Origin of the sequence: Agromyces sp. NPDC056965, from assembly GCF_042673425.1 — a bacterium.
Lineage (GTDB): Bacteria > Actinomycetota > Actinomycetes > Actinomycetales > Microbacteriaceae > Agromyces.
In genome coordinates this window covers 17,918-26,966 of record NZ_JBHURI010000004.1, presented here as the reverse complement: position 1 = coordinate 26,966, position 9,049 = coordinate 17,918, and the positions used below count along the sequence as shown (strand labels likewise).

11 protein-coding genes are annotated in these 9,049 nt (G+C 72.1%); 8 read left to right on the top strand and 3 right to left on the bottom strand.

Translation table 11 applies throughout. The annotated features are described in order from the left end of the window. Positions 1–18 precede the first annotated feature (18 nt). A complete protein-coding gene (locus ACFTQE_RS01955) occupies positions 19–570 on the top strand; it encodes a MarR family winged helix-turn-helix transcriptional regulator (RefSeq protein WP_376923482.1) in 552 nt (183 codons plus the stop codon). Here the strand turns inward: ACFTQE_RS01955 and ACFTQE_RS01950 are convergent. Further along, positions 561–1,028: a pyrimidine dimer DNA glycosylase/endonuclease V gene (locus ACFTQE_RS01950; RefSeq protein WP_376923481.1), complete on the bottom strand. Its 468-nt coding sequence runs from the start codon at positions 1,026–1,028 to the stop codon at positions 561–563. The two genes, ACFTQE_RS01955 and ACFTQE_RS01950, sit on opposite strands and share 10 nt — an antisense overlap. Positions 1,029–1,141: 113 nt before the next feature. On the opposite strand from ACFTQE_RS01950, the gene hemQ reads away from it, so the two are divergent. Genes hemQ through ACFTQE_RS01930 form a run of 4 tightly spaced genes read left to right on the top strand, consistent with a single transcriptional unit; the run spans position 1,142 to position 4,708 of the window. Then, on the top strand, positions 1,142–1,879 hold the full coding sequence (gene hemQ / locus ACFTQE_RS01945; protein WP_376923480.1) for a hydrogen peroxide-dependent heme synthase: 738 nt from the start codon (positions 1,142–1,144) through the stop codon (positions 1,877–1,879). Next, on the top strand, positions 1,879–2,949 hold the full coding sequence (locus ACFTQE_RS01940; RefSeq protein ID WP_376923479.1) for a ferrochelatase: 1,071 nt from the start codon (positions 1,879–1,881) through the stop codon (positions 2,947–2,949). Before hemQ ends, ACFTQE_RS01940 begins: the two co-directional genes overlap by 1 nt. Continuing rightward, a complete protein-coding gene (gene hemC, locus ACFTQE_RS01935; RefSeq protein ID WP_376923478.1) occupies positions 2,946–3,899 on the top strand; it encodes a hydroxymethylbilane synthase in 954 nt (317 codons plus the stop codon). The genes ACFTQE_RS01940 and hemC overlap by 4 nt, the downstream gene beginning before the upstream one ends. 14 nt (positions 3,900–3,913) lie before the next feature. After that, positions 3,914–4,708 (top strand): uroporphyrinogen-III synthase, encoded by a 795-nt coding sequence (locus ACFTQE_RS01930; RefSeq protein ID WP_376923539.1) that lies wholly within the window; start codon positions 3,914–3,916, stop codon positions 4,706–4,708. A gap of 81 nt (positions 4,709–4,789) precedes the next feature. Here ACFTQE_RS01930 and ACFTQE_RS01925 read toward each other — a convergent pair whose 3' ends face one another. Next, positions 4,790–5,689, bottom strand: a complete 900-nt coding sequence (locus tag ACFTQE_RS01925; RefSeq protein WP_376923477.1) for an SDR family NAD(P)-dependent oxidoreductase — start codon at positions 5,687–5,689, stop codon at positions 4,790–4,792. Between the two features lie 93 nt (positions 5,690–5,782). On the opposite strand from ACFTQE_RS01925, the gene hemB reads away from it, so the two are divergent. From hemB to ACFTQE_RS01910, 3 genes are all read left to right on the top strand, one after another. Beyond that, entirely contained in the window at positions 5,783–6,784 is a 1,002-nt protein-coding gene (gene hemB / locus ACFTQE_RS01920; RefSeq protein WP_376923538.1) for a porphobilinogen synthase, read from the top strand. Further along, positions 6,781–8,106, top strand: a complete 1,326-nt coding sequence (hemL, locus tag ACFTQE_RS01915) for a glutamate-1-semialdehyde 2,1-aminomutase (protein ID WP_376923476.1) — start codon at positions 6,781–6,783, stop codon at positions 8,104–8,106. The genes hemB and hemL overlap by 4 nt, the downstream gene beginning before the upstream one ends. 98 nt (positions 8,107–8,204) lie before the next feature. Then, the gene (locus ACFTQE_RS01910) at positions 8,205–8,579 is read left to right on the top strand and encodes a hypothetical protein (protein WP_376923475.1); all 375 of its coding nucleotides are present in this window, start codon (positions 8,205–8,207) and stop codon (positions 8,577–8,579) included. 56 nt (positions 8,580–8,635) lie between these two features. Here ACFTQE_RS01910 and ACFTQE_RS01905 read toward each other — a convergent pair whose 3' ends face one another. Then, positions 8,636–9,016, bottom strand: a complete 381-nt coding sequence (locus ACFTQE_RS01905) for a DUF1304 domain-containing protein (protein ID WP_375836396.1) — start codon at positions 9,014–9,016, stop codon at positions 8,636–8,638. Positions 9,017–9,049 lie beyond the last annotated feature (33 nt).

Sequence of the window (9,049 nt, the reverse complement as noted above, 5' to 3'; positions counted from 1 at the left end):
ACTGGCTAGAATCACTCCATGGCAAGTGAGCGGGAGACGCGGCACGACATCGCCGCCGCAATGCACGATCCCCGCATCTCCGACCACGACCAAGAGCTCGTGAACCGTGCCGGCCTCGACGACGAACAGCTCGACCAGATCGTGCGCGTCATGCAGAGCCTCCGCGGCTGGCACGAGGCGGAGCGTCGGATGAGCGAGGCGTCGAGCAGGTACATGAAGCTCAACGCCACCGACATGCGCGCGCTGCGCTTCCTCATCGCCGCCCGCAACCAGGGCGAGATCGCCACCCCGGGCGCGATCAGCGAGTACCTCGGCATCTCGAGCGCATCGACGACCAAGCTCCTCGACCGCCTCGAACGCGGCGGTCACATCGTGCGAGCACCGCATCCGAGCGATCGGCGTGCGCTCGCCATCTCGGTCACCGACGCCACGCGCATCGTCGCGCGCGAGTCGGTCGGGCGTCTGCACGCCCGGCGCTTCGACGCCGCGGCGGCCCTCACCTCCGACGAGCGCGAAGTCGTCATCAGGTTCCTCGACGCGCTCAGCGCGACCGAGCGCGATCAGGACTGAGGCGGCGCTCCTCCGGCGGCGGGCCGCGTCGCGCGCTCCCACGACGCCACGGGCCCGTCGACGACGACGAACAGCGGATGCGCGTCGGGGGACTCGACGAGGGCCCACTGCCGCGCGAGTTCGGGGCTCCTCGTCGACAGCTTCCGCAGCAGGTGCTCCCATTCGAGGGCGAGCTGACCGCTCGTGACCTCGAGCTGCACCGGGGGAGTGCTCCGTCGGTGTACCTTGCTCCCGTCGAAGCGGTAGCCGCGGGCGGTCGCCTCCTCGGCGATGCCCGCGAGGTGGTCGCCGATCGCGCCGAGCGGGTCGGGCGCCGCGCGGAACCGCTCGAGCTGCGGGTGCTGCGTGTATCCGCGCGTGGCGCCCTCGAGCACCGCCTGCGCGAGCAGCGTCTCGCGCCAGCAGGCGGTCAGCCCCTGGCGATCGAGGTAGCGCGGGTGCAGCGACCAGATCCTCATGCGACGAGCGTACGTGCCCGATTCGTCGGCGTCGGCGCCGGCGCGGGTGACGACGACCGCGGCGCGATGGAGTCCCTTTTGGCCGATCACGCGGAAAGGGGGAGACTGGAGGCATGTCTTCCCCCGCTGCCGAAGCGGCAGCCGACGCGCTCCGTCCCGAATCCGAAACCGCCGATTCTCCCGAGGGCTTCACGGTGTTCGCCGTGTTCCGCCGGGATCCGGCGAGGCCCGATGACTACGACGGCCACGATGTGCGCCGTATCGTCGAAGAACTCGACGGCGTCATCGCGCTCGTCGAGAACGAGGGGGTCACCCTTCGCGGCATCTACGACGTCTCGGGCCTCCGCGCCGACGCCGACGTGATGCTGTGGCTGCACGGCCCGACCGCCGAGGGCCTGCAGTGGGCGCTCCGCGAGCTCCGCCGCGCCCGCATCCTGAAGCACCTGCTGCCGACGTGGAACGCCATGGGCGTGCACCGCGACGCAGAGTTCAACAAGTCGCACGTGCCCGGGTTCCTGCGCGGCATCGAGCCCAAGTCGTGGCTCACGATCTACCCCTTCGTGCGCAGCTACGAGTGGTACCTCCTGCCCGCCGAGGAGCGGAGCCGCATGCTCGCCGACCACGGCCGAAAGGGCGCGGCGTTCCGCGGCGCCATCGCGAACACCGTCAGCGCCTTCGCGCTCGGCGACTACGAGTGGCTGCTGCCCATCGAGTCCGACGAGCTCACCGAGCTCGTCGACCTGATGCGCGAACTCCGCGACACCGACGCCCGCCGTCACGTGCGTGAAGAGGTGCCCTTCTACACGGGCCGCCGCATCACGACCGCCGAGCTCGTGGAGGTGCTGCAGTAATGGCGCACTACGACGCGATCCTGCTGTCGTCGTTCGGCGGCCCCGAGGGTCAAGACGACGTCATCCCCTTCCTCCGCAACGTCACCGCCGGTCGCGGCATCCCCGACGAGCGGCTCGAAGAGGTCGCCCACCACTACCGCCACTTCGGCGGCGTGAGCCCGATCAACGAGCAGAACCGGCAGCTGAAGGCCGCGCTCGAGGCCGAGCTCGCCGCGCGCGGCATCGACCTGCCGGTCTACTGGGGCAACCGCAACTGGGCGCCCTACTTCGGCGACGTCGTGCGCGAGGCCGAGGCCAACGGCCACACCGAGCTGCTGGGGCTCGTCACGAGCGCCTACACGAGCTACTCGGGCGTCGGCCAGTACCGCGAGGACTTCGAGAAGGCGACCGCCGGCACGGGCGTCGCGATCGACCGCGTGCGCGAGTACTTCGACCACCCCGGCTTCGTGCAGCCGTTCATCGAGGGCGTCACCACGGCCGCCGCCGAGCTCGTCGCCGAGGGCGTCGCGCCCGAGCGCATCCACGTGCTCTTCGTCACCCACTCCATCCCCAACAGCGCAGCGGATGCCTCGGGGCCGTCGTTCGGCCCGGGCGGCGCGTACGTCGCACAGCACCTGGCCGTGGCATCCGTCATCAACGACGCCGCCACCCCGGCCTCGCCGTGGTCGCTCGTCTACCAGTCGCGTTCGGGTGACCCGCGCACCCCGTGGCTCGAGCCCGACATCAACGACGCGATCGGCGAGCTCGCAGCAGGCGGCCTCACCGAGGCGATCGTCATCGTGCCGTTCGGCTTCGTCAGCGACCACATGGAGGTCATGTGGGACCTCGACAACGAGGCCGTCGAGACGGCGGGTGAGCACGGGCTGAAGGTGCGCCGCGCCCCGACCCCCGGGGTGCACCCCGCCTACGTCTCGGGGCTCGTCGACCTCGTGCTCGAGCGCGTGAACGACGTGCCCGACGCCGAGCGCCCGCACCTCACCGCGCTCGGCCCGTGGCCCGACCACGCCCGCATCGCCGATGGAGCAGAGGTCGACGGCTCGGTCGCCGCTCAGGAGGCGACGTCGCGATGACCGGCGTCATCCGTGTCGGCACCCGGGGCAGCGCACTCGCGATGGCCCAGACCCGTCAGATCTCCGAGCGGCTCGCGAAGGCCGCCAAGGCCGAGATCGAGCTCGTGCCGATCACGACCCAGGGTGACACGTCGCGGGCATCGCTGGCATCGATCGGCGGCACGGGCGTGTTCGCCGCCGCACTCCGCGAGGCGCTCCTCGCCGGCGAGTGCGACGTCGTGGTGCATTCCCTGAAGGACCTGCCGACCGCCGAGCACGATGGGCTGCGCCTCGGCGCGGTGCCGAAGCGCGCCGACGCCCGGGATGCGCTCTGCGCGCGCGACGGGTTCACGATCGCGACGCTGCCCGAGGGTGCGCGGGTCGGCACGGGTTCGCCCCGTCGCATCGCCCAGCTCGGCGCCGCGCGTCCCGACGTGGTGGCCGTCGACCTGCGCGGCAACATCGACACCCGCCTCGGCAAGGTCGAGTCGGGTGAGCTCGACGCCGTGCTGCTCGCCGCCGCCGGCCTCGGTCGTCTCGGCCGCTCCGACGCCGTGACCGACCTCCTGTCACTCGGCGACTGGCCGACGGCACCGGGTCAGGGCGCGCTCGCGATCGAGGTGCGCCGCGAGGTCGGCGACGCTTCGCTCGAACGCGCGCTCGAGGCCGTCGACCACACGATGACCCGCGCGACGGTGCTCGCCGAGCGGCTCGTGCTCGCCGGTCTCGAGGCCGGTTGCTCGGCCCCCATCGGCGCCACGGCCTTCATGGAGGACGAACTTCTGTTCCTGTCGGCGAGCGTGTACAGTGCCGACGGGGCCCGGCGACTCGTGAGTTCGCACGCGGCCACCCCCGAAAGCCGCTCGGCCGCCGACCTGGCGGATGCGGCACGCGACCTCGCCGAACGCGTCGTCGCGGAACTCCTCGGCAATGGCGCCGCTGATCTTGCACCACCAGAGGAGTCGCTGTGAGCGAATTCGAATCGATGACGGGTGCCATCAACCTGCCTGCTTCCGCCGGCAAGCCCCTCGCCGGTTGGCGGGTGCTCGTGCCGCGCGGCGGGCCCTGGGGCGACGGCGTCGCCGCCGCCCTGCGCGCCCGCGGCGCTTCGCCCGTGATCGCCCCGTTGATCAACTTCGCGCCGAGCGACGACCAGCCCGCCCTCGAGGCGGCGCTCGCGAAGCTCGCCGCCGGCGGCTTCGACTGGCTCACCGTCACGAGTGCGACGACGGTCGACGTGCTCTCGACGTACAACGCCGTCATCCCCGAGACGACGAAGGTCGCTGCGGTCGGCGAGACCACCGCAGCCGCGCTCATCGCGGCGGGGTATCAGGCCGACATCGTGCCGTCCGAGGACAACTCCGCCCGAGGCATGCTCGAGGAGTGGGAGGCCGCGACCGACGGCGCACCCGGGCTGAAGGTGCTCGCACTGCGTTCGGCGATCGCGAAGCAGGTGCTCTCGATCGGCCTCGAGCGCATGGGCCATCACGTCGAGGCCGTCGTGGCGTACCGGACGATCGGCGTTCCCGTCTCGGCGAAGGTCGCCGACGACGTGCGCTCCGGCCGCGTCAACGCGGTGCTCGTGACGTCGGGCAGCGTCGCCGAGCAGGTGCAGGAGCAGCTCGGGCCGATCCCCGAGTCGATCCTCGTGGCCGCGATCGGCCCGCAGACGAAGAAGGACGCGGCCCAGATCGGCCTCCGCGTCGACGTCGTCGCGCGCGAGCGCACCGCCGAGTCGCTCATCGACGCGGTGGTCGACGCGGCGACCGCCAAGGCCTGACCCGCAGTCAGTTCATCGGCGCCCGACCCGCAGCCGGGTCATCGGCGTCCGACCCGCAGCCGGGTCACCGGGTCGGCCGTGTCACCGCGCATGTGCCGCGGAGGCCCCCGATGCCGTCTCCGTGTGGCCCGCCTTCGCGACGACGCCGCGCATCACCGACCAGTACCAGACGGGGGCGAGCCGCGTCGCGATGTCGGCGAGTCGTGCGTCGCGCCCGATGAACACCCGCGGCCGGCGTCGTTCGATGCCGTCGACGATGCGCGCGGCGGCCTCCTGCGCCGTGGTGCGGTACAGCGAGGCCTGCGCGTCGGCGGCTCGCGCTGCGACGTCGGCAGGCACTCCCTCCGCGACCCGTGCGTTGTGGATGATGGCCGTCCGCACTCCTCCCGGGTAGACGGCGGACATCGTGATGCCGGTGCGCTCGAGCTCGTGGCGCAGCGCGTCGGTGAAGCCGCGCACGGCGAACTTCGAGGTGACGTACGGCACCCGACCGGCCGGAGCGCCGAGCGCGTAGAGGCTCGCGACGTTGGCGATGTGCGCTGCGGGCCGCCGCGCGAGCGCGGGCAGGAACGCCTTGTTCATCGCGACCGTGCCCCAGAGGTTGATGTCGACGACCCAGCGGAACTCGTCGAGGCTCAACTGCTCGAAGCGCCCGAGCATCGAGACTCCGGCGCAGTTCAGGAGGACATCGACGCGACCGTGGGTGGCGAGCACCGCGGCCGGCAGCGCCTCGATCGCGTCGGTCTCGCGCAGGTCGATGACGTGCATGCTGACCGTGGTGCCGCCCGCGCGCAGTTCGACAGCGAGGTCGTGCAGCGCCGCGCCGTCGCGGTCGACGATCACGAGTTCGGCGCCGCGCTGGGCGAGGAGACGGGCGGACTCGAGGCCCATTCCGCTCGCCGCGCCGGTGACGACGCAGACGGCGTCACGGAGCTCGAGGCGCGCGCGGCGGGAACGGTAGGCGGGGGTGATGCGTGGCATGGTCGGGTTCCTTCGTGGCGACGACCTCGGCGCCGGTTCGATCCGGGAATCTATCACGTCAGCGACCGTCCAGCGGGGCCGACGTAGGCTTGACTGGTGAGCTCCACGCCCGTTCCCCGTGTCCGCCCGCGCCGACTGCGTGAGACCCCGGCGCTGCGCCGCCTCGTCTCCGAGACCCGGTTGCACCCCGCCGAGCTCGTGCTCCCGATCTTCGTGCGGGAGGGCGTCTCCGCCCCGGTGCCCATCGGCTCCATGCCGGGCGTCGTGCAGCACTCCCTGGCGAGCCTGCCCGACGCGGTCGAGCAGGCCGCCGCGGCCGGCGTCGGCGGCGTGATGCTGTTCGGCGTGCCCGAGGTGCGCGACGCGCGCGGATCGGGCGCCACCGACCCCGACGGCATCCTGAACGTCGCGACGAGCGTCGCCGCCGAGGCATCCGCCGGCCGGCTCGTCGTGCAGACCGACCTGTGCCTCGACGAGTTCACCGACCACGGGCACTGCGGTGTGCTCGACGAGCGCGGCCGAGTCGACAACGACGCCACGCTCGAGCGCTACACGTCGATGGCGCTCGCACAGGCGCGGGCGGGCTCCGAGCTGCTCGGCCTCTCGGGCATGATGGACGGCCAGGTCGCCGCGGTGCGCGAGGCGCTCGACGACGCCGGTCGCCACGAGACGGCGATCCTCGCCTACTCGGCGAAGTATGCGAGCGCCTACTACGGCCCGTTCCGCGAGGCCGTCGAGTCGACCCTCGAGGGCGACCGCCGCACCTACCAGCTCGACCCCGGCAACCGCCGCGAGGGGCTCCGCGAGGCGATGATCGACATCGACGAGGGCGCCGACGTCGTCATGGTGAAGCCGGCGGGCAGCTACCTCGACGTGCTCGCCGACGTCGCCGCGGCATCGGAGGTGCCCGTGTGGGCCTACCAGGTGTCGGGGGAGTACTCGATGATCGAGGCCGCCGCCGCCCACGGCTGGATCGACCGGAAGCGCGCCGTCATCGAGTCGGTCCGGGGCATCCGCCGCGCCGGCGCCGACGCCGTGCTCACCTACTGGGCCGTCGAACTGGCCGAGTGGATCCGGAACGGAGACGCGGCATGAACGCCCCCACGAACGACGAGCTCTTCGCCCGCGCCCAGGCCGCGATCCCGGGCGGCGTGAACTCGCCCGTGCGCGCCTTCCGCTCGGTCGGCGGCACGCCGCGCTTCCTCGTGAGCGCCCGCGGCCCGTACGTCACCGACGTCGAGGGTCGCGAGTACATCGACCTCGTGGCCGGCTGGGGCCCCGCGATCCTGGGTCACGCCGACCCGCGGGTCATCGAGGCGGTGACGGATGCCGCCGCGCGCGGACTCTCGTTCGGCGCATCGACTCCGGCGGAGACCGAACTCGCCGAGCTCGTGGAACAGCGCGTCGGCCCGATCGAGCGGCTGCGCCTCGTCTCCACGGGCACCGAGGCGACGATGAGCGCCATCCGCCTGGCGCGCGGCTTCACGGGCCGCGACCTGCTCGTGAAGTTCGCCGGGCACTACCACGGCCACTCCGACGGGCTCCTCGCCGAGGCCGGTTCGGGCCTCGCGACCTTCGCGCTGCCTGGCTCCGCCGGCGTGCCCGCCGACATCGCGGCGCTCACCCTTGTGGTGCCCTACAACGACCTCGACGCGCTCGCCGCGGTGTTCGCCGAGCACGGCGACCGCATCGCGGCCGTCATCACCGAGGCGGCGGCGGCGAACATGGGCGTCGTGCCCCCGGCCGCCGGGTTCAACCGCGCGGTCGTCGAACTCGCCCACGCGCACGGCTCGCTCGTCATCTCCGACGAGGTGCTCACGGGCTTCCGCGTCTCGGCCGCCGGCTGGTGGGGCCTCGAAGACGGCACCGACACGGCGTACACGCCCGACCTGATGACGTTCGGCAAGGTCATCGGCGGCGGCATGCCGGTCGCCGCCCTCGGCGGTCGGGCCGAGATCATGGAGCAGCTCGCGCCGCTCGGCCCCGTCTACCAGGCCGGCACGCTCTCGGGGAACCCCGTCGCGGTCGCCGCCGGTATCGCGACCCTCAGGGCGGCGGATGCCTCGGTGTACCGCAAGCTCGACGCCACCGCCGAGGCGATCAGCGACGCGGTCTCCGCCGCCCTCGACGCCGAGGGGGTCGCGCACCGCGTGCAGCACGCCGGCAACCTGTTCAGCTTCGTGTTCGGCGAAGAGGCCGCGGCCGGACCGGTGCGCGACTACGCGACCGTGCAGCGCCAGGAGTCGTGGCGCTACGCCCCCTTCTTCCACGCGATGCTCGACGCCGGCGTCTCGTTGCCGCCGAGCGTGTTCGAGGCGTGGTTCGTGACGGCGGCGCACGACGACTCGGCGATCGCCCGGGTGTTCGAGGCCCTTCCGGGGGCGGCGCGCGCCGCGGCATCCGCTCGACCCGCGTAACCGGCTGAACCGGTACGCAACGTTTCCTGCAGCAAACCGTTATCGCTTTGTGGGGCGTCGACACGACGCCCGACGCGCGACTCGGGCAGGATGGAAGCATGGCGAAACTGCGCGTGCACACCGACCGGATCGAGGTACACCTCACCCCGGCCGAGAAGTCGCTCGCGCTCCGCAGCGCCGATCTCGTGGTGCAGCGCGACGACATCCGGTCCGCGACCATCACCTCCGACCCGTGGATCTGGATCCGCGGCATCCGTCGTCGCGGCACCGAGGTGCCGCTCGTCGTCGCCGTCGGCGTCTGGAAGTACCACGGCGGCAGCGACTTCGTGATCGTCAAGGGCAAGCGTCAGGCCGTCGTGCTCGAGCTCGCCGCCGGCGAGTTCACGCGCATCATCTTGAGCACCAATCACGCCGCGGAGCTCATCGACCGGCTGAAGCTCACGGCGACGCCCGACGTCGTCGACGGCGACTGATCGAACCCTCGCGCGGCGCGCGCTGCGGCATCCGCTCCGCTCTGCTCCTCGTCGGCTCAGGCGAAGGCGAACAGCACGAAGCCGATGAGCGGCAGGGTGCCCTGCACGAGCGCCGGCTTCAGGTAGCCGCGACCCGTGGTCGTGAGCACGGCGGCGGCGAGCACCATGCACGCGGTCGTGAAGAGCACGAGGGTCTTGCCGACGGGCATCGCGCCGGCCCAGTAGAGCGCGAGGCCGAGGGCGGCGCCGATGCCGAGGAAGAGGTTGTAGAAGCCCTGGTTGTAGGCCATGGGCTTCGTCACGTCGGCCGCGGCCTGGTCGGCGACGCCGAAGCGCTTCCACGTGGAGGGCCTCGTCCACCAGACGCTCTCCATGAGGAAGATGTAGCCGTGCAGCAGCGCGGCGAGGGCGACGAACACGCTTCCGATGACGGCCATGCCGTGATCGTAGCGGCCGTCGCCCCCAGGCAT

Excerpts from the sequence above, each read along its gene's own strand:
- ACFTQE_RS01950 (WP_376923481.1), bottom strand. The coding sequence starts at position 1,028 with ATGAGGATCTGGTCGCTGCACCCGCGCTACCTCGATCGCCAGGGGCTG.
- ACFTQE_RS01910 (WP_376923475.1), top strand. The coding sequence starts at position 8,205 with ATGGCGAAACTGCGCGTGCACACCGACCGGATCGAGGTACACCTCACC.
- ACFTQE_RS01905 (WP_375836396.1), bottom strand. The coding sequence starts at position 9,016 with ATGGCCGTCATCGGAAGCGTGTTCGTCGCCCTCGCCGCGCTGCTGCAC.
- ACFTQE_RS01930 (WP_376923539.1), top strand. The coding sequence starts at position 3,914 with ATGACGGGTGCCATCAACCTGCCTGCTTCCGCCGGCAAGCCCCTCGCC.
- hemQ (WP_376923480.1), top strand. The coding sequence starts at position 1,142 with ATGTCTTCCCCCGCTGCCGAAGCGGCAGCCGACGCGCTCCGTCCCGAA.
- ACFTQE_RS01955 (WP_376923482.1), top strand. The coding sequence starts at position 19 with ATGGCAAGTGAGCGGGAGACGCGGCACGACATCGCCGCCGCAATGCAC.
- hemC (WP_376923478.1), top strand. The coding sequence starts at position 2,946 with ATGACCGGCGTCATCCGTGTCGGCACCCGGGGCAGCGCACTCGCGATG.
- ACFTQE_RS01940 (WP_376923479.1), top strand. The coding sequence starts at position 1,879 with ATGGCGCACTACGACGCGATCCTGCTGTCGTCGTTCGGCGGCCCCGAG.
- hemL (WP_376923476.1), top strand. The coding sequence starts at position 6,781 with ATGAACGCCCCCACGAACGACGAGCTCTTCGCCCGCGCCCAGGCCGCG.
- ACFTQE_RS01925 (WP_376923477.1), bottom strand. The coding sequence starts at position 5,689 with ATGCCACGCATCACCCCCGCCTACCGTTCCCGCCGCGCGCGCCTCGAG.